Raw genomic sequence first — 25,031 nt, 5'->3', positions numbered from 1 at the left:
GATATTACCTGTTGTTTGGTTTTGCTTATTTAGATAGATGATTATGATAAGAAGTTGTTTGATGATGGTTTTTCTCGGGTTGAGTTGGAGTGTTTTCTCTCAACAAGACCCGGTGTTGATGCGCATCGGCGGGAAAGATGTATTGCGTTCTGAATTCGAGTATAACTATAACAGGGATAAAGCGTCACTTGCTCCTAAGGATGCCGCACCGGAGAAGTATGCAGAGCGGTTTGTGAACTTTAAGCTGAAAGTCGCTGCCGCCGAGGCGGCCGGGTTGGATACGGCTCTTGCTTTCCGTGAAAGAGTGGAAGGTTACCGCAGCCGGTTGATAAAATCGTACCTGACCGATACGGTTGTAACCGAAAAAGCTGCCCGCAGGTTGTACGACAAAATGAAATCCGGTCATCGTGCAGGGCAAGTACGTGTAAGCCATATTTTTAAATACCTTCCTCAGAACGTATCCGGTGCCGCATTGCGTGATGCGGTTGCCCGGATGGACTCCATTTATGAGTATCTTCAAAGAAATCCGGATAGCGAGGCTTTTGATTCCTGTGTAGAGCGTTTCTCCGATGAGAAACAGGCATTCCGGGTGAGTTGGCTGCAGATGCCGGTAGAGTTTGAAGATGTGGTCTTCGGCCTGTCGGCGGGAGAAATGTCTCAGCCCTTTTTTACTCCGCAAGGTATTCATATTGTAAAAGTTCTTGAACGATTGGAGATGCCTTCTTTTGAGAGTGTGAAAGAGGAGCTGATGGCTCGCCGGGCACATCGTCACGGAGTGGATTCGGGTGCAGAGGCGCAGGTGGAGAAATTAAAGAAAGAATATCGGTATACCCCCGACAAAACAGGTGTGGACGAGCTGATAAATACAGGGAGAACAAACCGTACTTTGTTTACACTGGCGGGAAAAAACTATACGGGACACGATTTTGCCCGTTTTGCGGCGGCGTATCCGGCCGGTGTGCACAGGCAGTTGGATGCTTTCATAATGAAAACCGTGCTCGATTATGAAAATACGCGTTTAGAGCAGAAACATCCGGATTTACGTTGTTTAGTACGGGACTACGGGAATCGGTTGCTGGCGGATAAGATTACGGAACAAGAAATCCGTAAACGGGCTGCGACGGATGAAGCCGGACTGCAAGCTTACTTCGAAAAGCACCGTTCCGATTATCAGTGGAAAGAGCCGCGATACAAAGGCATTGTACTGCATGGAGTGAGCAAACGTATTGCCAAACAGGCCCGTAAGTTTTTGAAGAGCCTGCCGGAGGCGGAATGGAAGGATGCGATTCGTCTGACGTTTAATGCCGGTGCGCAGCCTCAGATTTTTGCGGAACAGGGATTGTTCGCTCCCGGTGACAATGCGTATGTCGATGATTTAGTGTTCAAAGGTAAGGATGCCGCTTCGATGGTGTCATTCCCTTTTACTGCTGTGTTAGGTGAAAAGGTAAAAGGCCCGGACGACTATCGGGAGGTAAGAGACCGGTTGGTCGCGGATTATCAGAACTATTTGGATAATCAGTGGACAGCCCGTTTACGAGCCTCGGCTAAGGTTGAAATTAACCAAGAGGTTTTAAAAACCGTTAATAATCACTGATGCAACCGATTAAAGCCGTATCTTCGTACCTTAAAATATAGTAAATATCAGTTGATAATGCGAACAACCTGTCTGGGGCTTTTAATTCTTCTTTTCTGCGGATCATGCAAGGAGCGGCACGATCACGGAGGACGAACGCCGCTGGTGGAATTAGATGGCAACTTCCTTTACCATGAGGACTTGCAATCGGTGCTTCCCGCGGATTTGTCGAAGGATGACAGTCTGTTGTTTGCCGAACATTATATCCGTAACTGGGCGGAAGATGTATTGTTGTACGAGAAAGCTCAAAGCAATATTCCCAACAGCGATGAAATAGACAAGTTGGTGGAGAATTATCGGAAAGCGCTGATTATGCACACTTATCAGCAGGAATTGATAAATCAAACTCTTTCCGAAGAAATCTCGGAAGCGGAACTGACCAGTTACTATGAGAAACATCAGGAACTTTTTAAGGTGGATCGTCCTTTGATGAAAGGATTGTTCATAAAAGTCCCTCTTACGGCTCCTCAGTTGGGCAGTGTCCGCCGTTGGTACAAGACGGAAACCCGCGAAGCTGTGGAACATCTGGAAAAATACAGTTTGCAGAATGCGGTGAAGTACGAGTATTTTTACGACAAGTGGGTGCCGATAACCGAGGTGATGGATTTGATGCCGCTGAAAGTGCCCGATGCCGGAGAATATCTGAATAAGAACCGTCACGTGGAATTGAAAGACACGGCCTTTCATTATTTCCTGAATGTGAGTGATTATCGTGCCGTGGGAGAACAGGAACCGTATGAGTTCGCCCGTACCCAAGTAAAAGATATGATGCTCAATATGAAGCAGGTGGAGTTTATGAAGCAAGTGAAAGAAGACTTGTATCGACGTGCGGAGAAAAGAGACAAAATTAAATATTATTAGTATAAGACACCAAGAATGAAGAAGTGTATGAACTTTAAGTTTGTAGTTTTATTTGCCTTGACGCTGTTAGCCGGTTCTACCGTTTATGGACAAGACAATGTGATTGACGAGGTTGTGTGGGTAGTAGGCGACGAGGCTATATTAAAGTCCGAAGTGGAAGAGGCGCGTATGAGCGCTTTGTACGAAGGGCGTAAGTTCGACCGAGACCCTTACTGTGTGATACCGGAAGAAATTGCCGTACAAAAGTTGTTTCTGCATCAGGCCGCACTCGACAGTATTGAAGTTTCCGAAGCTGAAGTTATCCAGCGTGTGGACTATATGACGAATATGTATATCACCAACATCGGTTCCCGCGAAAAAATGGAGGAGTATTTCAATAAGACCTCTAGCCAGATTCGTGAAACCTTGCGTGACAATGCGCGTGAGGGTTTGAAAGTACAGAAAATGCAGCAGAAACTGGTCGGTGAAATCAAGATAACGCCTGCCGAGGTGCGCCGTTACTTCAAAGACCTTCCGCAAGACAGTATTCCTTATATTCCGACCCAGGTAGAGGTACAGATAATCACTCAGCAGCCGAAAGTTCCTTTGGAAGAAATAGAGAACGTAAAGAAACGTTTGCGCGACTTTACCGATCGTATTACGAAGGGCGAAACCAGCTTTTCCACGTTGGCGCGTATGTATTCGGAAGACCGCGGAACGGCTATCAACGGCGGCGAAATGCCGTTTACGGGACGCGGATATCTGGACCCTGCTTTCGCAAACGTGGCGTTCAATCTGCAAGACCCCAATAAAGTATCTAAGATTGTAGAGTCTGAGTTCGGTTTCCATATTATCCAGTTGATGGAGAAGCGGGGCGACCGTATTAAAGTGCGTCATATTTTGCTGAAGCCGCATATACCCGAAGAAGCGTTAGTTTCAGGTATGGCGCGTCTGGATTCCATCGCCGATGATATCCGTAATGGAAAATTCTCTTTTGAGGAAGCGGCATCGGTACTTTCGCAAGACAAGGATACGCGCAACAATCATGGTTTGCTGCCTAATCCCAATACCAACACTTCCAAATTCGAGATGCAGGAGTTGCCGCCCGAAATCGCCAAAGTGGTAGACAAAATGAAAGTAGGGGAAATCTCTGAAGCCTTCACCATGATTCCGCAGAAAACAGGTAAGGAGGAATGTGTTATCGTGAAACTGAAAAGCCGTACAAACGGTCATAAGGCAACCGTTGCCGACGATTATCAGAACTTGAAGGAAATCGTATTGGAGAAACGTCGTGATGAAATGCTGGACAAGTGGATTCGTGAAAAACAGAAACACACTTACGTTCGCATCAACGAAAATTGGAGAAACTGTACATTCAAGTATCCGGGATGGATAAAAGACTGATAATTGGTTTGATATGCCTGTTCGGCGTTTGTTTGCTGAGCGCCCAGGACAGGAAAAGTGAGCCTGACAAGAAAAAGAAACGTGTGGATTTGCTTTATGCCGATGAGGCGCAGGCGGATAAACAGTTGCGCCCCGATGTGCAGGTGTTGATTGGTTCTGTCCGGATGAAGCATGACAGTATGTACATGTTTTGCGACAGCGCTCTGATTTACGAAAAAATCAATTCCGTAGAAGCGTTCGGCAATGTCCGCATGGAGCAGGGAGACACCTTATTTATATACGGTGACTACCTGTATTATGACGGGATGTCGCAGCTTGCCATGTTGCGTGAGAATGTCCGCATGATTAATCGTAATACGGAACTGACGACGGATAGCCTGAATTACGACCGTCTTTACAATTTAGGATATTACTTTGACGGCGGTACGCTGACCGATGAGGAAAATGTCCTTACTTCCGAATGGGGAGAGTACAGTCCGGCAACCAAACTGGCGGTGTTCAACCATGAGGTGAAACTGGTAAATCCCAAATTTGTCCTTACTTCCGACACGTTGAAATACAGTACGGAGTCCAAAATAGCCACTATTCTGGGGCCTTCCGATATTGTCAGCGATAAGAATCATATCTATTCGGAGCGCGGAGAGTATAACACCGTTTCCGAGCAAGCGGAATTATTAGACCGTTCCGTATTGACTAATGAAGGCAAGAAACTTACCGGCGACAGTCTTTTTTACGATCGCAAATTGGGATATGGCGAAGCCTTCGATAATGTACAGATGAATGATACGGTAAACAAGAATATGCTTACCGGTAATTACTGTTTCTACAATGAACTGACCGGCAATGCCATTGCCACCCGGCGTGCGGTTGCCATAGACTATTCCCAGGGCGACAGCCTTTTCATGCATGGCGACACCTTGCGATTGGTAACTTACCATATGAATACCGATTCCGCTTATCGTGAAATGCGTGTTTATCATAAAGTACGTGCCTATCGGACGGATGTGCAGGCGGTGTGCGACTCTTTGGTCTACAACTCCAAAGATTCCTGCATGACAATGTACACAGACCCCATCCTGTGGCATGGTGCGCAGCAATTGCTCGGTGAGGAGATAAAGGTCTACATGAATGACAGCACCATCGATTGGGCGCATATCATCAACCAGGCATTGGCTGTCGAACAAAAAGATTCTGTCCATTATAACCAGGTGACGGGTAAGGAGATGAAAGCCTTTTTCCAAAATGGAGATATGCGCCGTGTGGATGTGAACGGTAATGTTCTGATTATCTTCTATCCGGAGGAGAAAGACAGTACGATGATCGGAATGAATTATGCCGAAGGCAGTTTCCTTCGTATTTATCTCAAAGACCGCAAAATGGAAGAAGCCGCTTTAATAGGCAAGTCCAATGGTATATTGTATCCCATGGACCAGATACCGGCGGACAAGATGAAACTGCCGTCCTTCGTGTGGTTTGATTACATCCGTCCGTTGGATAAGTATGACATCTTTGAGTGGCGAGGTAAAAAAGCGGGTGAAACATTGCAAAAAAGTGACCGGAAACCTTTAACTTCGCCAAGAGATATGCATATAAAACGAACTAAAAAATAACGCTATGGGAATGTTTACAATGCGTAAGCCGCGAGGTTTTCACCATTCATATATCTATGTGGATGAACGGAAAGAGAAGCTGGCTAAAATGGAAGAAGATGCCAAGCGCGAATTAGGCATGTTGCCGGAAAAAGAGTTTTCACCCGAAGATATCCGGGGAAAGTTCATTGAGGGTACCACCCATCTGAAGCGTCGCAAGGAAAGCGGGCGTAAACCCGTTCATCTGGGAGTACTGCTGCTTATCATAGCTTTGCTGATATACCTGTGGTACGCTATAACCAACGGTATTATCTGAATTTTTCCGTACCTTTATATTTCATACTTTATACTTACTACTTATCATGAGCGATATCATTCATTTGCTGCCCGATTCGGTTGCGAACCAGATTGCTGCCGGAGAGGTGATTCAGCGTCCGGCATCTGTCATCAAAGAATTGGTAGAAAATGCGATTGATGCGGAAGCCGGAGAAATACATGTTTTGATAACGGATGCCGGAAAAACCTGCATTCAGGTTATCGACGATGGAAAGGGAATGTCCGAAACGGATGCCCGTCTGTCCTTTGAACGCCATGCCACCTCTAAGATACGTGAAGCGTCCGATTTGTTCGCTTTGCGTACGATGGGTTTCCGCGGCGAGGCATTGGCTTCTATTGCCGCGGTGGCAGAGGTGGAACTGAAAACCCGTCCGGCTGATGAAGAGCTCGGTACGCGGCTTGTGATTGCCGGTTCCAAGGTCGAAAGCCAGGAAGCCGTATCTTGTCCTAAGGGCAGTAACTTTTCCGTAAAAAACCTGTTCTTCAATATTCCCGCCCGCCGTAAATTCCTGAAAGCGAATTCAACGGAGCTGAGTAATATCCTGACCGAGTTTGAGCGTATCGCTTTGGTGCATCCCGATGTCGCTTTCTATCTGTACAGCAATGATACAGAGCTGTTCAATCTGCCCGTCATGCCGTTGCGCCAACGTATTCTTGCCGTATTCGGTAAGAAACTGAACCAGCAACTGCTCTCGGTGGATGTAGATACAACGATGATAAAGGTTTCCGGTTTTGTGGCGAAGCCGGAGACGTCCCGCAAGAAAGGCGCGCATCAGTACTTTTTCGTGAACGGACGCTACATGCGCCATCCGTATTTCCATAAAGCGGTTATGGATGCTTATGAGCAACTGATTCCCGCTGGGGAGCAAATATCCTATTTCATCTATTTCGAAGTCGACCCTGCCAACATAGATGTGAATATACATCCTACGAAGACGGAAATCAAGTTCGAGAATGAACAGGCTATTTGGCAGATACTTTCGGCCGCCGTTAAAGAATCGCTTGGCAAGTTCAACGCCGTACCGTCCATCGACTTTGACACCGAGGGTATGCCCGATATTCCGGCATTTGAGCAAAGCCGCCCTATTGAACCGCCTAAAGTGCATTATAATGCGGACTTCAATCCTTTCAAAACTTCATCTGCCTCTTCCTACGGTGGCGGAGGTAATTATTCCCGTCAGAGCGTGGAATGGGAGGGTTTGTACTCCGGCTTGGAGAAAGCGAGCAAGATGAACGAGCCTGTTATGGCGGAAGAGCCTTTTGATTTCGGGGAAACGGCTTCTGCCGTGGCAGAACCGGTTGCGGCATCTTCCCAATCGTCTTTGTTGTACTCCGGTGAGCCTTCTTCGATGGAGAAGGGAGCGCAGCATTTGCAATTCAAGGGACGCTTTATTCTTACCTCCGTAAAGTCCGGTTTGATGCTGATAGACCAGCATCGTGCGCATATACGTGTGTTGTTCGACCGGTATATGAATCAGATTCGCCAGAAACAAGGGGTATCTCAGGGAGTACTGTTTCCGGAAATGATTCAGTTGCCGGCTTCCGAGGCGGCGGTACTGGAAAGCCTGTCGGATGATTTGGCGGCAGTGGGCTTCGACCTCAGTCCTTTGGGCGGAGGCAGTTACGCCATCAACGGTATTCCTTCCGGTATCGAAGGATTGAATCCCGTGGAGCTGGTGCGCAATATGGTACATACCGCTATGGAGAAAGGTAATGACGTTAAGGAAGAAGTCCGGACTATCCTTGCGCTGACACTGGCGCGTGCGGCAGCCATTGTCTACGGACAAGTGCTGAGCAATGATGAGATGTCCAATCTGGTGGACAGCCTGTTTGCTTGTTCCACTCCCAACTATACGCCTGACGGGCGTACGGTTCTTGCCACTATCAAGGAAGAGGACATTGAAAAGCTGTTCCTGAAATGACGATTTGCGTACTTTTCCCTTTATAAAGCATAGAGGGCCGGTATAAATTCCGGGCACGGATTATATGGAACTTCACAGGTGACGATAAATAAATCCCTGATTTTCCGTATAATCCGTGCCTGCTTTTTATATTATTTGTCCACAACTATTAAAAAAAATCTTTTTTTCAGAACCTTTTAGTCTTGCCGGCGTTAATTAATCAGTTTGAATGATAAAGAATTTAATTAACCAACTTAACTATTTAAGGTATATGAAAAAGATTCTAATGTTGCTGGCTTTGGCCGGCGTATCTTCTGCCGCTATGGCGCAGCAAAAACCTGTTGTTGTAGAACAGGTAGACATTATTCAGGTACAGGATAAGTACCAAGTAATCACAAATCCGTTCTGGAGCAACTGGTTCTTCTCTATCGGTGGTGGTGCATCGGTAATGTATGGAGACAACGATCAGGAGTTGGGCGACTTCGGTAAGCGTATCAGCCCTACGATGAATATCTCTGTCGGTAAATGGTTTACTCCGGGGCTCGGATTGCGTTTGCAGTATAGCGGCCTTCAGGCAAAAGGTTTCACGGCAGACCCGTTAGCCGATTATGTAAAGGGTACCCAACGTGAAAACGGTTCGTACAAGCAACGCTTTGACTATATGAACTTCCACGGTGACGTAATGTTCAACCTGAATGCCCTGTTTGGCGGATACAACCAGGACCGTGTATACGAAATCATCCCTTACCTGGGAGCCGGTATTACTCATAACTATACAAAGCCTCACCGTCAGGCGCTGTCGGTAAACGCAGGTATTATCAACCGCTTCCGTATCTCGAATGCGATAGACATTAATCTGGAGCTCAGTGCGATGGGTGTTGAGGATAAGTTCGACGGAACAGTTGCCGGCAAAGGTTATGACGGCGTATTCAGTGCTACGCTCGGCTTGACTTACCACTTCCCGAAACGTGGTTTCAACCGTCCGATGCCACAGTTGATTTCCGCTCTCGAATTGTCTGCCATGCAGCAACAGATGGCTGAAATGGCTGCCGCCAACCAACAGTTGGAGTCAGCTCTGACCGCAGCGCAGAACAGACCGGTAGAAGTTACCGAAACCGAAGTTGTCGTTACCGATCCGAACATCGCGCCGCGTACCGTATTCTTCAAGATAGGTTCTGCCGAATTGTCTCCGCGTGAGGTTATGAACATCTCTTACCTGGCAAAACAGATGCAAGAGTTCCCGAATGCAACTTATACGGTAAACGGTTACGCCGACTCTGCAACAGGTACTCCTGAGTTCAACAAAGAGTTGAGTTTGAAACGTGCGCAGGCCGTGGTAGATGTTTTGGTAAAGGATTACGGTATTCCTGCCAACCGCTTGAAAGTTTCCGCCGACGGTGGCGTCGACAAGTTCGGACAACCGATTCTGAACCGTGTGGTATTAGTAAAATCTGCCAACTAACAGATAAATGGAAAAGAACAAGGGCTGTATCCGGTGACGGGTACAGCCCTTTCTTGTATGCTTTTCTTTATTCCGCGCTGAATTTCTTTACCTGTTCCGCGATAAGTTCCGCATCATCGAAGTAGTTAATCTTCATGGCTCGACGCACGTCGTCCAATGTCGCTGCGGCTGTTTCGCGTGCCGCTTCACAGCCTTTCTTCAGCATATCGTAGATGGCCGGAATATCTTTCTCGAATTCCTTGCGGCGATTACGAATCGGTTCCAACGTTTCCTGCATGATATTGTTGAGGAAACCTTTCACTTTCATATCACCCAAACCGCCACGTTGATAGTGCGCTTTCAGCTCTTCCAAGGAAGGATAGTCGGGCAGGTAACGCTCGAAGTGTTCGGGACGGCAGAAGGCATCCAGGTAAGTAAATACGGTATTGCCCTCAATCTTACCCGGGTCTTGTACGCGCAGATGGTCGGGGTCGGTGTACATGCTCTTCACTTTTTTCTGAACCTCGTCGGCGGTATCGGAAAGGTAGATACAGTTGCCCAAAGACTTGCTCATCTTGGCTTTTCCGTCCGTACCCGGCAGGCGCAGACAGGCTGCATTGTCCGGCAGAAGGATTTCCGGCTCCACCAGCGTGTCGCCGTAGATGAAGTTGAAGCGGCGTACGATTTCACGGGCCTGTTCAATCATCGGTTCCTGGTCTTCGCCGACGGGAACGGTGGTGGCGCGGAACGCTGTAATGTCCGCGGCCTGGCTGATGGGGTAGGTGAAGAACCCTACCGGAATACTCGTTTCAAAGTTGCGCATCTGGATTTCCGTCTTTACCGTCGGGTTGCGTTGCAGGCGCGATACGGTGACAAGGTCCATATAATAGAAAGTCAGTTCGCACAGTTCCGGTATCTGCGACTGGATGAAGATGGTACTCTTCGCCGGGTCCAGTCCGCAAGCCAGATAGTCGAGGGCTACCTCGATAACGTTCTGACGTACTTTTTCAGGATTCTCCATGTTGTCTGTCAATGCTTGCGCATCGGCGATGAACACGAATGTCTTGTCATACAGTCCGGAGTTCTGCAACTCCACTCTGCGTCTCAACGAGCCTACATAATGTCCGATGTGCAGGCGTCCTGTGGGGCGGTCGCCCGTGAGGATGATTTTTTCTTTTGCCATATCTGTATTTATTATTTTTTTCTTATAAGTAAATACGTATGATTTCGTTTATACCGTCTGAATGACAGATACTCTTGGTATAAACCGAATTTCAACATATACTTAACATCTTGTCTGTTATAACGGAATGCAAAGATACCATTATTTTCGTCGAATACAGTGCATCGCTTTAAAAATTAAACGGTGAAAGCTCCGCCCTGTCCTTATTCCTTTATATATATGCGGTGGCTGCCATAGCCGCTGATGCCGATTCCGCTTTCGGGCGTATGCGCCCATTTACGCAATTCCGTGGTAGCGGAACTTTTCAGTAATCCGGTCAGCCGGCAATAGATGCGTACGGTGAGGTACGGATTCTCTTCCAGGTATTTCCGGGCTATGTCCAAACGTTGTTCCGGAACGTATTTTTGCGAAGAACGGCGCGGACGCCAATGAGCACGCTCCAAACGACATTTCCGGCGGGTTTCTCCGACCAGTCTTTTATCGGCCCGGAAGTTGATGTTGCCCACAACGATGCTTTGGGCGTTGCGGTGTACCGCATTTTCATCGGTCTTTTCGCGTTCTTTGTCCTCACGCAGGGCAAGTGCGGGTGAGAATACGCCTATCCCTTCTATCTTAACCGAGCGTCCCATGGCCATTTCATGCGCCAATGCTTCTCCAAGCTCCAGTATCACCCCTTCGGTGACCCCTTTGGCAAAAGCGCACTTCGCGGATATGTATTCCGCCAGTTCACGAGTTCCCGTTTGCCCCGTCATAACCATTTGCGGATAGGTGATTTCCTCGCCCGTTCCATGAATATCGGGCATTTTCTTCATTATATACTGTGCAGACATGATTTCCTTGTATTATAAAGTGGGTATTGTTGCAACGCAATCTCAGAATTAAACTTCTGTTCTTAAGAATTAAATCTTAGTTTTTATAAACGATACTTTAGTTCCTATAAATCAAAGTTTAATTCTAAGATTGCGTTGCAACAAAAGTAACTATTCTTTTCGGATAAGAAATTTATTCTTTTGATTAATTTGCTCAAATCGTAAATAAGTCGTTACTTTGCAAAAATTTTAGAGATAACTATGCAACCGCAGGAAAAGAGAAGTACATACAACCTACGTTCGAATGAATTTCATTCGCTGGCTGTCGGTTTCTCTTTTTTCGAAAACGATATTTTTAGTTCTTTGGTAATGCGTTAATCCTTATTCGGGTAACGCATTTTTTTTGTGCCGGAACGTGAAGAATGAACTTAATAGACAACAAGAGAATATGGAAAAGAATTTGAAGAAAGTGCTTGTCTTGGGCTCAGGTGCGCTCAAGATCGGTCAGGCCGGGGAGTTTGACTATTCCGGCTCGCAGGCTTTGAAGGCTTTGCGCGAAGAAGGTGTGGGTTCGGTATTGGTTAACCCGAATATTGCTACAATCCAGACGTCGGAAGGTATTGCCGATAAAGTTTACTTCTTGCCGGTAACTCCTTATTTCGTAGAAGAAATCATTAAGAAAGAGCAGCCGGACGGTATCCTGTTGGCTTTCGGCGGACAGACTGCGCTGAACTGCGGTACGGAACTTTACCTGAACGGTACTTTGCAAAAATACGGCGTACGTGTATTGGGTACTTCGGTAGAGGCTATCATGTATACGGAAGACCGCGACCTCTTTGTGAAGAAGCTGGATGAGATTCCTATGAAAACTCCGAAGAGCCACGCCGTGGAAAGCATGGAAGACGCCCTGAAGGCTGCCCGCGAAATCGGCTATCCGGTAATGGTGCGTTCGGCATACGCTTTGGGCGGCTTGGGCAGTGGTATCTGTCCGGACGAGGAAGCGTTTGTCAAGCTGGCTGAAAGTTCTTTCACGTTCTCCAAGCAAATTCTGGTGGAAGAATCCCTGAAAGGCTGGAAGGAAATCGAATTCGAGGTAATCCGCGACGCCAACGACCACTGCTTCACCGTGGCAAGCATGGAAAACTTCGACCCGCTGGGCATTCATACCGGTGAGTCTATCGTGGTTGCTCCAACCTGCTCTCTTACCGACGAACAGGTGAAGATGTTGCAGGAACTTTCTACCAAATGTATCCGTCACCTCGGCATCGTGGGCGAATGTAACATCCAGTATGCGTTCAACGCCGAGACCAACGACTATCGCGTAATCGAGGTGAACGCCCGTCTGTCCCGTTCCTCCGCATTGGCGTCCAAAGCCACCGGTTATCCGCTCGCTTTCGTTGCCGCCAAGATTGCATTGGGCTATACGCTCGACCAAATCGGCGAAATGGGTACTCCTAATTCCGCTTACGAGGCTCCGCAGTTGGATTACCTGATTTGTAAAATTCCCCGTTGGGACTTGACTAAGTTTGCGGGTGTGTCTCGCGAAATCGGTTCGAGCATGAAGTCGGTGGGCGAAATCATGTCTATCGGCCGCTCTTTCGAGGAAATTATCCAGAAAGGTCTGCGTATGATAGGCCAGGGCATGCATGGCTTTGTAGGCAATGACGATGTGGAATTCGATGATTTGGATCACGAATTGTCTCATCCCACCGACCTGCGTGTGTTCGCTATCGCCCAGGCTTTGGAAAAAGGCTATACAATCGACCGTATCTTCGAACTGACGAAAATTGATCCCTGGTTCCTCGGCAAGCTGAAGAACATTGTGGACTATAAGAATAAACTCTCGCAATATGATAAAGTGGAAGACATTCCGGCCGACGTGCTGCGCGAAGCGAAAGTGCTCGGTTTCTCCGACTTCCAGATTGCACGCTTCGTGCTGAGTCCGGAAGGCAATATGGAGAAGGAAAACCTCATGGTGCGCGCCCGTCGTAAGGAGCTGGGTATTCTTCCGGCTGTGAAACGCATCAATACCATCGCTTCCGAACATCCTGAGCTGACGAACTACCTCTATATGACGTATGCCGTACAGGGGTATGATGTGAACTATTATAAGAATGAGAAATCGGTGGTTGTATTGGGTTCGGGCGCTTACCGCATCGGTTCTTCCGTAGAGTTCGACTGGTGTTCGGTGAACGCCATCCAGACTGCGCGCAAGCTGGGTTACAAATCCATCATGATTAACTATAACCCCGAAACAGTGTCTACCGACTATGATATGTGCGACCGCCTGTACTTCGATGAGCTGTCTTTCGAACGTGTGCTCGATGTTATCGACCTCGAACAACCGCGCGGCGTAATCGTGTCCGTGGGCGGACAGATTCCCAACAATCTGGCTATGAAGCTTCATCGCCAGTCTGTTCCTGTGCTGGGTACTTCTCCTATCTCTATCGACCGTGCGGAGAACCGTAACAAGTTCTCAGCCATGCTCGACCAGCTCGGTATCGACCAGCCGGCTTGGCAGGAACTTACCAGTCTGGAAGACGTGAAGGGCTTCGTTGAGAAAGTGGGTTATCCGGTATTGGTGCGTCCGTCGTATGTGCTTTCCGGCGCTGCGATGAACGTATGCTACGATGAAGAAGAATTGGAGAACTTCCTGAAAATGGCTGCCGAGGTTTCCAAGGAATATCCGGTAGTGGTTTCCCAGTTCCTGCAGAATACGAAAGAAATTGAGTTTGACGCTGTTGCTCAAAACGGCGAGGTGGTGGAATATGCCATCTCCGAGCATGTTGAGTTTGCCGGTGTACACTCCGGTGACGCTACACTGGTATTCCCGGCGCAGAAGATTTACTTCGCTACGGCGCGCCGTATCAAGAAAATCAGCCGCCAGATTGCAAAAGAGCTCAATATTTCCGGTCCTTTCAACATCCAGTTCCTGGCACGCAACAACGAGGTGAAAGTTATCGAATGTAACCTGCGCGCTTCACGTAGTTTCCCGTTTGTGTCTAAAGTGCTGAAACGCAACTTTATCGAAACCGCCACGAAGATTATGCTGGATGCTCCTTATTCCCGTCCGGACAAGTCGGCGTTCGACATCGACTGGATCGGCGTGAAGGCTTCCCAGTTCTCATTCTCCCGCCTGCACAACGCAGACCCTGTATTGGGTGTGGATATGTCCTCTACGGGTGAGGTGGGCTGTATCGGTGACGACTTCTCTGAAGCGTTGCTGAACTCCATGATTGCTACCGGCTTCAAGATTCCGCGTCCTGAAAAGGGTGTGATGTTCTCTTCCGGCGCGATGAAATCGAAAGTGGATTTGCTGGATGCCAGCCGCATGCTTTTTGCGAAGGGATATAAGATTTACGCTACGGCAGGTACCGCCGCATTCCTCAATGCGCATGGCGTAAGCACCGAAGCCGTGTTCTGGCCGGATGAACGTGCCGATGCGGAAAATAATGTAATGACAATGATTGCCGAGCATAAGTTCGACCTGATTGTAAATATTCCGAAGAATCATTCCAAACGCGAGCTGACTAACGGTTACAAGATTCGCCGCGGCGCTATCGACCACAATATTCCGTTGATTACGAATGCCCGTCTGGCAGGCGCTTTCATTGAAGCTTTCTGTGAGATGAAAATGGAAGATATCCAAATCAAGAGCTGGCAGGAATATAAATAAGCCGGTTGGTATGTTATTGTAATAAAGAGGTTGTACCAAACTCGAATCCCACTATCATTCTGTCGTGCAGAGCGTAGCTGATGACAGAATGATATGTTTATCAGAGTTTTGTACAGCCTCTTTTCCTTAAATAGGCATTGGCGTATGATAAAGAATCTATTATTTGATATGGGCGGTGTGATATTCCGCCAGAATTCGGAAGAGGCTTATCGCCGTTTTCGGGCGATGGGAGTGAATACGGATGATTACATGGGTGAATATGGCCAGAAAGGTTTTTTCCTGGATGTGGAAACGGGAAAAATCGACGCCGGCGAGTTTTGCCGGAGAATGGCTGAGGCTGCCGGACGTGAGTCTGTCAGTTGGGATGAAGCGCAGCATTGCTGGTTGGGCTTTATACGTGATGTTCCGGTGGACAGGCTTCATAATTTGTTGAAGCTGAGGGGTGAATACCATGTCTGCCTGCTTAGTAATACCAACCCGTTTATTATGGCTTTTACCCGTAGCGATAAGTTCAGTGACGAACACAGACCGATAAGCGATTACTTCGATACACTGTTTTGCAGTTATGAAATGCGGGCTTACAAGCCTGAACCTGATATTTTTCTTAAAGCGTTGGCCGCTGACGGTATGAAAGCCGAAGAAACGATATTCGTAGATGACAGCTTAAAGAATATCAAGGCTGCGGAAGCGCTTGGCATACGCGGGTTGCATGTAGCTCCCGATGAAGATTGGATGGAAAAGCTGACAGCGTTGTTGCATACATGTAATGGTTTGTAGTATATTTGCAATGAAAAGCAATTAGGATAAGAGTATGAGTGAAGTAGATAAAATGAGAAGCTCGCAATTGGCGAATACTGCTTCTCCGGAAATTCAGGAGCGTTTTAAACGTGCGAAGAAACTGTTGCTGAGACTGAATGCCACGAGCGGTTATGATGAAGAATGCCGGAGCGTATTGGAAGAATTGATACCCGGTATTCCCGCTTCCGCCACTATTTGGCCGCCTTTCTGTTGCGACCATGGTGACGGTATCCGTCTTGGGGAACATGTCTTTATCAATTCCAATTGTACTTTCCTGGACGGTGGTTACATCACTGTCGGAGCGTATACGCTGATAGGACCTTGTGTGCAGATTTACACCCCTCAGCATCCGTTTGATTATCTGGAACGGCGTGTGGAGCAGGAACACGCCTATCCGGTGACGATAGGTGAAGATTGCTGGATTGGCGGCGGCACTGTTATTTGTCCCGGGGTAACCATTGGCGACCGTTGTATTATAGGTGCGGGGAGTGTAGTGACAAAAGATATTCCGTCCGATTGTGTAGCCGTTGGGAATCCGGCAAGGGTAATCCGAAAAAATGAAGTAAAAAAGTGATGAGGCTAATTGCTTGAATTTCAATAACAGTCGGTATTGTGTGAAAAAAAACTTGCAAAATAGATGGCGAAAGTTTTGGTAGTTTCAAAATAAGCTGTACCTTTGCATCGCTTTTGAAACGGAAGTGTACGGGCGTTTAGCTCAGCTGGTTCAGAGCATCTGCCTTACAAGCAGAGGGTCGGCGGTTCGAATCCGTCAACGCCCACACAAAAATCCAAACACTTCCGTTCGTCAAAAGGGCGTTTAGCTCAGCTGGTTCAGAGCATCTGCCTTACAAGCAGAGGGTCGGCGGTTCGAATCCGTCAACGCCCACAGTGTAGTTTTTATTGAAAATAGCTTTGCATATATCATGCAAGGCTATTTTTTTGTCCTGCGACTTCATTTTTGTAATTTATTTCTTCTTTATACCTTATTACTCGGAAAAAAGCCGTAATTTTGCAGCCCGATAATTATCATAAATACGACGTATGGAACTTGATTTACTTACCGCAATCTCTCCGATTGACGGTCGATACAGGGGCAAGACGGATGCTTTGGCCGCCTATTTCTCAGAATTCGCACTGATAAAATACCGTGTACAGGTTGAAGTGGAATATTTTATAACCTTGTGTGAACTGCCTTTACCCCAGTTGAAAGGGGTGGATAAGGGTGTGTTCGAAACATTGAGAAACATTTACCGCAATTTTTCAGAAGCCGATGCCGGACGTATCAAGGATATTGAAAGCGTGACTAACCATGACGTGAAGGCTGTTGAATATTTTTTGAAAGAAGAATTTGATAAGCTGGGCGGAATGGACGACTATAAAGAGTTTATCCACTTCGGACTGACTTCACAGGATATCAACAATACTTCTATTCCTTTGTCTGTCAAAGAGGCATTGGAGCAGGTGTATTACCCTCAGATAGAGGAACTGATAGCGCAACTCCGTGCTTATGCGGAAGAGTGGGCGAACATTCCTATGCTTGCCAAGACACACGGACAGCCGGCTTCTCCTACTCGTTTGGGAAAAGAGGTAATGGTGTTTGTATACCGTTTGGAACGCCAGCTGGCTGCACTGAAGGCTTGCCCGGTTACCGCCAAGTTTGGCGGTGCTACGGGAAATTACAATGCGCATCATGTGGCTTATCCGGAATATGACTGGAAGGCTTTCGGTAATAAGTTTGTTGCGGAGAAGCTGGGACTGGAGCGTGAGGAGTATACGACCCAGATTTCCAATTATGATAATCTGTCCGCTGTCTTCGATGCGATGAAGCGCATTAATACGGTGATGATTGATATGAACCGTGACTTCTGGCAGTATATCTCCATGGAATACTTCAAGCAGAAGATTAAGGCGGGTGAGGTCGGTTCGAGCGCAATGCCGCATAAGGTAAATCCGATTGACTTTGAGAATGCCGAAGGTAATCTGGGGATAGCGAACGCTATTCTGGAGCATCTGGCCGTGAAGTTGCCGGTGTCACGTCTGCAGCGCGACCTGACGGACTCTACCGTATTGCGTAACGTGGGTGTTCCGTTCGGGCATATCGTAATTGCCATTCAGAGTTCATTGAAAGGATTGCGGAAGCTGCTGTTGAACGAAACGGCTATTTACCGCGATTTGGATAACTGCTGGAGTGTCGTGGCCGAGGCCATCCAGACAATCCTGCGCCGTGAGGCCTATCCGCATCCTTACGAGGCGCTGAAAGCGTTGACGCGTACCAATCAGGCTATCACTGAGAATTCTATTAAAGAATTCATCGAAGAATTGAATGTAAGCGAAGAGATAAAGAAAGAATTACGTGCAATTACTCCCCATACATATACGGGGCTTTAAGAAGCGACAAGAGAGTCCGGAACATTCAACTTTTTAATCCGGATTTTGTTTATAAGCTAAAATAAAAGAAAAGGTAATCAGAGATAAAGAAAGAATGGCCGTGAGGCCAGTAGGTTTAATTTTATTCGAATAAAAAAAACAATGAGTACAGAAAATGAAACTTGGCGTGATGCTTCTTCCTCAGAGGAGAACTCAGGCGCCGGCCGTGATGGTAACCAATTTAACAGAGAGGGAAGCTATAGCCGCCCGTCTTATAACCGTGAAAATGGGGACCGCCCTTATCGTCCGAAATTTAATGGTGAAAACGGCGATCGTCCGCAACGCTCTTACGGCAGTGACCGCCCTTACCGTCCGCGTTTTAATCCGAATGCGGAGAATGGCGACCGCCCTCAGCGTTCTTATAATACCGACCGTCCTTACCGTCCCCGCTATAACAGTGAAGGCGGCGACCGCCCCCAACGCTCTTACGGTAATAATGCCGGCGGTGACCGTCCTTACCGTCCCCGCTATAACAGTGAAGGCGGCGACCGTCCCCAACGTCCTTACGGCAATAATGCCGGTGGTGACCGTCCTTACCGTCCCCGCTATAACAGCGAAGGTAGTGACCGTCCTCAGCGTCCTTACGGCAACAATGCCGGTGGTGACCGTCCTTACCGTCCCCGTTATAACAGCGAAGGCGGCGACCGTCCTCAGCGTCCTTACGGTAACAATGCCGGTGGCGACCGTCCTTTCCGTCCGCGCTATAACTCGAATGGCGACCGTCCTCAACGCCCTTATGGCAACAGGGATAGTTACAGCCGTCCGATTCGCCGTACGGGGGATTACGATCCCAATGCCAAGTACAGCAAGAAGAAACAGATAGAGTATAAGGAACAGTTTGTCGACCCGAACGAACCGATTCGTCTGAATAAGTTCCTGGCTAATGCCGGTGTGTGCTCGCGTCGTGAAGCGGATGAGTTTATTACAGCCGGTGTAGTGTCTGTAAACGGAGAGGTGGTTACGGAATTGGGTACTAAGATTAAGCGTGGCGATGAAGTGAAGTTCCACGATCAGACGGTCAGCATCGAACGTAAGATATATGTTCTGTTGAACAAACCGAAAGATACGGTGACAACTTCCGATGATCCGCAGGCGCGTCGTACTGTAATGGATTTGGTGAAAGGCGCTTGCGACGAACGTATCTATCCGGTAGGTCGTCTGGACCGTAATACTACGGGAGTATTGTTGCTGACGAACGACGGTGACCTGGCTTCCAAGCTGACTCATCCCAAGTATCTGAAAAAGAAAATATATCATGTGCACTTGGATAAGAATCTGACTAAAGCCGATATGGAGCAGATTGCGGCCGGTATTCAGTTGGATGACGGTGAAATCCAGGCGGATGCTATCAGTTACACTGATGAATTCAAAAAAGATGAGGTGGGCATAGAAATCCACTCCGGTAAGAACCGTATCGTGCGTCGTATTTTCGAATCGCTGGGATATAAGGTTGTGAAACTGGACCGTGTATTCTTTGCCGGCTTAACCAAGAAAGGCTTGCGTCGCGGCGAGTGGCGTTACCTCACTGAACCGGAGGTAAACTTCCTGCGTATGGGCTCTTTCGAATAATATATATAATAAGGTATAATAACTGTTTTATGGAAAAAATTAGTAGAACAAAGATTGTTGACCTGTTGAAGCGCGAGGATTTTGGCGCTATGGTCAACGTGAAAGGCTGGGTTCGTACCCGCAGAGGTAGTAAGCAAGTTAATTTTATCGCGCTGAACGACGGTTCTACAATAAATAATGTGCAGATTGTGGTGGATTTGGCGAACTTCGATGAGGAGATGCTGAAAGATATTACCACAGGCGCTTGTTTGAGCGTGAACGGTGTGCTGACGGAATCGGTAGGCTCCGGTCAGAAAGCCGAAATCCAGGCTCGTGAAATCGAAGTGTTGGGAACTTGCGACAATACATATCCTTTGCAGAAAAAGGGACATTCTATGGAGTTCCTTCGTGAGATAGCCCATCTGCGTCCGCGTACGAATACGTTCGGCGCTGTGTTCCGCATTCGTCACAATATGGCTATCGCCATTCATGAGTTCTTCCATAAGAAAGGGTTCTTCTATTTCCATACGCCTATCATTACGGGTTCTGACTGTGAAGGCGCCGGACAGATGTTCCAGGTTACTACGATGAACCTGTATGATTTGAAGAAAGATGAAAACGGTTCCATTATCTACGATGACGATTTCTTCGGCAAACAGGCCAGCCTGACGGTTTCCGGCCAGTTGGAAGGTGAGCTCGCCGCTACGGCATTGGGCGCTATCTATACGTTCGGACCTACGTTCCGCGCCGAAAACTCCAATACTCCCCGTCACTTGGCGGAGTTCTGGATGGTTGAGCCGGAAGTCGCGTTCAACGACATTGCCGATAACATGGACTTGGCGGAAGAATTCATCAAGTTCTGCGTACAGTGGGCTTTGGATAACTGCGCCGATGACGTGAAGTTCTTGAACGATATGTTTGACAAGGGCTTGGTAGAACGTCTGCAGGGTGTTCTGAAAGAAAGCTTCGTTCGTCTGCCTTATACGGAAGGTATCAAGATTCTGGAAGAAGCCGTAGCGAAGGGACATAAGTTCGAGTTCCCCGTATACTGGGGCGTCGACCTGGCTTCCGAACACGAGCGTTATTTGGTGGAAGAGCACTTCAAGCGTCCGGTTATCCTGACGGATTATCCGAAAGAAATCAAGGCGTTCTATATGAAACAGAACGACGACGGTAAAACGGTACGTGCCATGGATGTACTCTTCCCGAAGATTGGCGAGATTATCGGAGGTTCCGAGCGTGAGTCCGACTACGCTAAACTGATGAACCGTATCGAGGAGCTTCATATCCCGATGAAAGATATGTGGTGGTATCTTGATACCCGTAAGTTCGGTACGTGTCCGCACTCAGGTTTCGGATTAGGCTTTGAGCGTCTGTTGCTGTTCGTAACCGGTATGACTAATATTCGTGACGTGATACCGTTCCCGCGTACTCCGCGCAATGCGGAGTTCTAATCGATGGAGAACGGAATAGAATATCTTTAACGGATAAGCCCGCATAAACTTTGGTTTATGCGGGCTTTTTTATGCGATAAACTGTTATTTTCTCAAAATAAATCTTTATATTTGTGTCAACAGGAATGACATAGCGTTAACCAATATCATACGAATATGAAAAAGAGTTATTTCTTTACCATGCTGGCGGCGGTGCTGCTTGCGGTAACAGGAGTCCGGGCGCAGGATAAGGCTGTTTTCGAGCCGGCGCATCTGGAAGGTATTTGGCAGTTGTGTCATTATGTGTCCGAAAATCCGGATATTCCCGGAATATTGAAGCCGAGCAATACATTTAAGGTGCTGAGCGATGACGGCCGTATTGTTAACTTCACGATACGACCCGGTGCGGACGCCATTATTACGGGGTATGGCACCTATCGGCAAATATCGGGTACGGCCTATAAGGAAAGCATCGAGAAGAACATCCATCTGCCTATGTTGGATAATAAGGATAATATCCTTGAATTTGAAATGGGCGAGGGCGGTGTGATGTATCTGAAATATTTTATCGCAAAAGATTTAAACGGAAATGAACTGAATACATGGTTTCATGAAACCTGGAAACGGGTAAATATGCCATCCGCATTTCCGGAGGATATTGTCCGGTAACAGAAAACAAATGCCATTTCATACCCCTTGCGCAAATCCGGGAATGTCCTGTTTACAGGTGTTTGCATGCGCGGGCGGGAACTTTTGAAATTATCTTCCGGGGATATTTTTATTTCTTCGGAAGATAATTTCTTTTTGTTGTATATCAGCCAAGTGCAATTTAAAAAAAAGAAGAAAACGTTTGCCAGTTATAAGAAAATCCGTACCTTTGCAAGCCGATTATTATCTCATAAGGATAAGCATTTAATTCATAGCGAGTTAATCTCCCTTTGTCCGAGGCGGTTAATTCGTGGTGAAGCAAAACATTTAGTAGTAACATTTAAAAAAACAATTAAGAGTGGATACTTTAAGTTACAAGACCATTTCTGCAAACAAAGCTACAGTGACTAAAGAATGGGTCATTGTTGACGCTACGGATCAAGTATTGGGTCGTCTGGGCGCGAAAGTTGCGAAACTGTTGAGAGGAAAGTATAAACCAAACTTTACTCCTCACGTAGATTGTGGCGATAATGTAATCATTATCAACGCCGACAAAGTAAAATTAACCGGTAACAAATGGAATGACAAGGTATATCTGTCATATACAGGCTATCCCGGCGGTCAGAGAGAAATCACTCCTGCTCGTTTGCAGGCAAAACCGAACGGTGATGACAAGTTGCTGAGAAAAGTAGTAAAGGGTATGTTGCCTAAGAATAAACTGGGTGCTCAATTGCTGGGCAATATGTACGTTTATGCAGGCAGCGAGCACAAACATGAAGCTCAGAGCCCGAAAATGATTGATATTAACGCACTTAAATAAGAGATAATGGAAGTAGTAAATGCATTAGGCAGACGTAAAAGTGCAATTGCACGTATTTTCGTAAGCGAAGGTACTGGAAAGATTACTATTAACAAGAGAGACCTCGCAGAGTACTTTCCATCAAGCATTCTTCAGTATGTAGTGAAACAACCGTTGAACAAACTGGGTGTTGCTGAAAAGTACGACATCAAAGTAAACCTCTGCGGTGGCGGTTTTACCGGTCAGTCTCAGGCATTGCGTCTTGCAATCGCTCGCGCGCTGGTGAAAATCAATGCTGAAGACAAGGCTGCTCTCCGCGCTGAAGGCTTCATGACCCGCGATCCCCGTTCTGTTGAACGTAAGAAACCGGGACAGCCGAAAGCTCGTCGTAGATTCCAGTTCAGTAAACGTTAAGAGTTGGAGAACGGTTGGGGCGGACAAGTTGCTTAATTCTCGACTTTCACCTCTCAACTCTCAACTGAAAAAGCGTTTAGTATCTAAACTACCGGGACTCTTCATCTGGATAGGCTACCCGGCGGTTGGTTTAGAAAAAACAAAAAAGAAAGTAAACGATTTAAAGATTAAAACAAAATGTCAAGAACAAATTTTGATACATTATTGGAAGCCGGTTGTCACTTCGGTCACTTGAAAAGAAAGTGGAACCCTGCAATGGCTCCTTATATCTTCATGGAGCGCAATGGTATTCATATCATTGACCTCAACAAGACGGTTGCTAAAATTGACGAAGCTGCTGAAGCTTTGAAGCAAATCGCTAAATCAGGAAAGAAAGTCCTGTTTGTTGCTACTAAAAAACAAGCTAAGCAGGTGGTTGCCGACAAGGCTGCATCTGTAAATATGCCTTATGTAATCGAGCGCTGGCCGGGTGGTATGTTGACTAACTTCCCGACAATCCGTAAGGCTGTGAAGAAGATGGCTACTATCGATAAGTTGACTAACGATGGTACTTATTCTAACCTCTCTAAGAGAGAAATTCTGCAAATCTCCCGTCAACGCGCTAAGTTGGACAAGACTTTGGGCTCTATCGCCGACCTGACTCGTCTGCCGTCCGCTTTGTTCGTTATCGACGTAATGAAAGAGAATATTGCAGTTCGCGAAGCTAACCGTTTGGGTATTCCGGTATTCGGTATCGTTGATACCAACTCCGATCCTACAAACATCGACTTCGTTATTCCGGCAAATGATGACGCTACCAAGTCGGTAGAAGTTATCTTGGATGCTTGCTGCGCCGCTATGCAGGAAGGTTTGGAAGAACGTAAGGCTGAAAAGGTGGATATGGAAGCCGCCGGCGAAGCTCCTGCCAACAAAGGCAAGAAGAAAGCTACAAAAGCAAGACTCGACAAGTCTGACGAGGAAGCAATCAACGCAGCCAAAGCTGCCGCTTTTATCAAGGAAGACGAAGAGGCTTAAATCATAGAACCGAGAGTTGAGAATTGAAAGTTGAGAGTTACTTTACGGCAATTCTCAATTCTCTATTCTCAGCTCTTTTTCGCTTTTTAGAACGATATTTATTAACTAAAATATAAAGGAAAGATATTATGGCTGTAAGTATGGCTGATATAACCAAGCTCCGTAAAATGACCGGTGCTGGTATGATGGATTGCAAGAATGCATTGAATGATGCTGAAGGCGATTTCGACAAGGCAATGGAAATTATCCGTAAGAAGGGACAGGCTGTTGCCGCTAAGCGTTCAGACCGTGAAGCTTCTGAAGGTTGCGTTTTGGCTAAGACTACCGGTGACTTTGCGGTTATCATCGCTTTGAAGTGCGAAACCGACTTCGTTGCTCAGAATGCAGACTTCGTGAAACTGACTCAGGATATCCTTGATCTCGCTGTCGCCAACAAGTGCAAGACTTTGGATGAAGTGAAAGCGTTGCCGATGGGTAACGGTACCGTACAGGATGCTGTAACAGACCGTAGCGGTATTACAGGCGAGAAAATGGAACTCGACGGTTATCTGACCGTAGAGGGTACAACCACTGTTGTGTACAACCACATGAACAGAAACGGTCTTTGTACAATCGTTGCTTTCAACAAGGAAGTAAACGAGCAGTTGGCTAAGCAAGTAGCTATGCAGATTGCCGCTATGAATCCGTTGGCTATCGATGAAGACGGCGTATCTGAGGAAGTTAAGCAGAAAGAAATCGATGTTGCCATCGAGAAGACAAAAGCTGAACAAGTACAGAAGGCTGTTGAGGCTGCTTTGAAGAAAGCGAATATCAACCCGGCTCACGTAGACAGCGAAGACCATATGGAAAGCAACATGGCTAAGGGCTGGATTACAGCTGAAGACGTGGCAAAAGCTAAAGAAATCATCGCTACCGTTTCCGCTGAAAAGGCTGCTAACTTGCCCGAACAGATGATTCAGAACATCGCTAAGGGTCGTTTGGGTAAATTCTTGAAAGAAGTTTGCTTGCTGAACCAGGAAGACATCATGGATGCTAAGAAGACAGTAAGAGAAGTGCTGAAAGAAGCTGATCCCGAACTGAAGATCGTCGACTTCAAGCGTTTCACTCTGCGTGCTGAATAATTCTGTACGAATAGAAA

20 protein-coding genes and 2 tRNA genes are annotated in these 25,031 nt (G+C 47.0%); 20 read left to right on the top strand and 2 right to left on the bottom strand.

Annotated elements, in window-relative coordinates:
• Positions 1-37 precede the first annotated feature (37 nt).
• From BUB52_RS04535 to BUB52_RS04505, 7 genes are all read left to right on the top strand, one after another.
• Positions 38-1,594, top strand: a complete 1,557-nt coding sequence (locus BUB52_RS04535; RefSeq protein ID WP_039950984.1) for a peptidylprolyl isomerase — start codon at positions 38-40, stop codon at positions 1,592-1,594.
• Positions 1,595-1,651: 57 nt separating this feature from the next.
• A complete protein-coding gene (locus BUB52_RS04530) occupies positions 1,652-2,494 on the top strand; it encodes a peptidylprolyl isomerase (protein WP_039950983.1) in 843 nt (280 codons plus the stop codon).
• A 15-nt stretch (positions 2,495-2,509) separates the two neighbouring features.
• Positions 2,510-3,877, top strand: coding sequence for a peptidylprolyl isomerase (locus tag BUB52_RS04525; protein ID WP_009122809.1), 1,368 nt, complete (start codon positions 2,510-2,512; stop codon positions 3,875-3,877).
• Positions 3,862-5,487: an OstA-like protein gene (locus tag BUB52_RS04520; RefSeq protein WP_009122808.1), complete on the top strand. Its 1,626-nt coding sequence runs from the start codon at positions 3,862-3,864 to the stop codon at positions 5,485-5,487. The genes BUB52_RS04525 and BUB52_RS04520 overlap by 16 nt, the downstream gene beginning before the upstream one ends.
• Before the next feature lie 4 nt (positions 5,488-5,491).
• Positions 5,492-5,782, top strand: a complete 291-nt coding sequence (locus BUB52_RS04515) for a hypothetical protein (protein ID WP_009122807.1) — start codon at positions 5,492-5,494, stop codon at positions 5,780-5,782.
• Between the two features lie 46 nt (positions 5,783-5,828).
• Positions 5,829-7,724 carry a DNA mismatch repair endonuclease MutL gene (mutL, locus tag BUB52_RS04510; protein WP_009122806.1) on the top strand — a complete coding sequence of 632 codons (1,896 nt, stop codon included), beginning with the start codon at positions 5,829-5,831 and terminating at the stop codon, positions 7,722-7,724.
• 250 nt (positions 7,725-7,974) lie between these two features.
• The gene (locus BUB52_RS04505; RefSeq protein WP_039950982.1) at positions 7,975-9,165 is read left to right on the top strand and encodes an OmpA family protein; all 1,191 of its coding nucleotides are present in this window, start codon (positions 7,975-7,977) and stop codon (positions 9,163-9,165) included.
• Positions 9,166-9,232: 67 nt separating this feature from the next.
• On the opposite strand, the gene trpS is transcribed toward BUB52_RS04505, so the two are convergent.
• Both trpS and BUB52_RS04495 read right to left on the bottom strand, forming a co-directional pair.
• The gene (trpS, locus tag BUB52_RS04500) at positions 9,233-10,327 is read right to left on the bottom strand and encodes a tryptophan--tRNA ligase (RefSeq protein WP_009122804.1); all 1,095 of its coding nucleotides are present in this window, start codon (positions 10,325-10,327) and stop codon (positions 9,233-9,235) included.
• Between the two features lie 203 nt (positions 10,328-10,530).
• On the bottom strand, positions 10,531-11,157 hold the full coding sequence (locus BUB52_RS04495; protein WP_009122803.1) for an HU family DNA-binding protein: 627 nt from the start codon (positions 11,155-11,157) through the stop codon (positions 10,531-10,533).
• A gap of 427 nt (positions 11,158-11,584) precedes the next feature.
• On the opposite strand from BUB52_RS04495, the gene carB reads away from it, so the two are divergent.
• From carB to tsf, 13 genes are all read left to right on the top strand, one after another.
• Positions 11,585-14,812 carry a carbamoyl-phosphate synthase (glutamine-hydrolyzing) large subunit gene (gene carB, locus BUB52_RS04490; RefSeq protein WP_039951031.1) on the top strand — a complete coding sequence of 1,076 codons (3,228 nt, stop codon included), beginning with the start codon at positions 11,585-11,587 and terminating at the stop codon, positions 14,810-14,812.
• 144 nt (positions 14,813-14,956) lie between these two features.
• Positions 14,957-15,589 carry an HAD family hydrolase gene (locus BUB52_RS04485; RefSeq protein WP_009122801.1) on the top strand — a complete coding sequence of 211 codons (633 nt, stop codon included), beginning with the start codon at positions 14,957-14,959 and terminating at the stop codon, positions 15,587-15,589.
• Between the two features lie 34 nt (positions 15,590-15,623).
• On the top strand, positions 15,624-16,184 hold the full coding sequence (locus BUB52_RS04480) for a sugar O-acetyltransferase (protein ID WP_009122800.1): 561 nt from the start codon (positions 15,624-15,626) through the stop codon (positions 16,182-16,184).
• 130 nt (positions 16,185-16,314) lie between these two features.
• Positions 16,315-16,389, top strand: a tRNA-Val gene (locus BUB52_RS04475).
• A 32-nt stretch (positions 16,390-16,421) separates the two neighbouring features.
• Positions 16,422-16,496: transfer RNA gene (locus BUB52_RS04470), tRNA-Val, on the top strand.
• A 155-nt stretch (positions 16,497-16,651) separates the two neighbouring features.
• Entirely contained in the window at positions 16,652-17,998 is a 1,347-nt protein-coding gene (gene purB, locus BUB52_RS04465) for an adenylosuccinate lyase (RefSeq protein ID WP_009122799.1), read from the top strand.
• A 141-nt stretch (positions 17,999-18,139) separates the two neighbouring features.
• The gene (locus tag BUB52_RS04460) at positions 18,140-19,606 is read left to right on the top strand and encodes a pseudouridine synthase (protein ID WP_039950981.1); all 1,467 of its coding nucleotides are present in this window, start codon (positions 18,140-18,142) and stop codon (positions 19,604-19,606) included.
• Positions 19,607-19,635: 29 nt separating this feature from the next.
• The gene (asnS, locus tag BUB52_RS04455) at positions 19,636-21,039 is read left to right on the top strand and encodes an asparagine--tRNA ligase (protein WP_009122796.1); all 1,404 of its coding nucleotides are present in this window, start codon (positions 19,636-19,638) and stop codon (positions 21,037-21,039) included.
• 156 nt (positions 21,040-21,195) lie between these two features.
• A complete protein-coding gene (locus BUB52_RS04450) occupies positions 21,196-21,687 on the top strand; it encodes a DUF4488 domain-containing protein (protein ID WP_009122795.1) in 492 nt (163 codons plus the stop codon).
• A gap of 337 nt (positions 21,688-22,024) precedes the next feature.
• A complete protein-coding gene (rplM, locus tag BUB52_RS04440) occupies positions 22,025-22,486 on the top strand; it encodes a 50S ribosomal protein L13 (RefSeq protein WP_004288303.1) in 462 nt (153 codons plus the stop codon).
• Positions 22,487-22,492: 6 nt separating this feature from the next.
• The gene (gene rpsI, locus BUB52_RS04435) at positions 22,493-22,879 is read left to right on the top strand and encodes a 30S ribosomal protein S9 (protein WP_004288304.1); all 387 of its coding nucleotides are present in this window, start codon (positions 22,493-22,495) and stop codon (positions 22,877-22,879) included.
• Between the two features lie 177 nt (positions 22,880-23,056).
• Entirely contained in the window at positions 23,057-23,893 is an 837-nt protein-coding gene (gene rpsB / locus BUB52_RS04430) for a 30S ribosomal protein S2 (RefSeq protein WP_005658322.1), read from the top strand.
• A 128-nt stretch (positions 23,894-24,021) separates the two neighbouring features.
• Complete coding sequence (gene tsf / locus BUB52_RS04425; protein ID WP_009122792.1) at positions 24,022-25,014, top strand: translation elongation factor Ts; 993 nt, start codon at positions 24,022-24,024, stop codon at positions 25,012-25,014.
• Positions 25,015-25,031 lie beyond the last annotated feature (17 nt).

The sequence above is a fragment of the Bacteroides clarus YIT 12056 genome, assembly GCF_900129655.1.
Classification (GTDB): domain Bacteria; phylum Bacteroidota; class Bacteroidia; order Bacteroidales; family Bacteroidaceae; genus Bacteroides; species Bacteroides clarus.
Note: the sequence above shows the minus strand (reverse complement) of the source record. Positions and strands in the feature narration are given on the sequence as shown.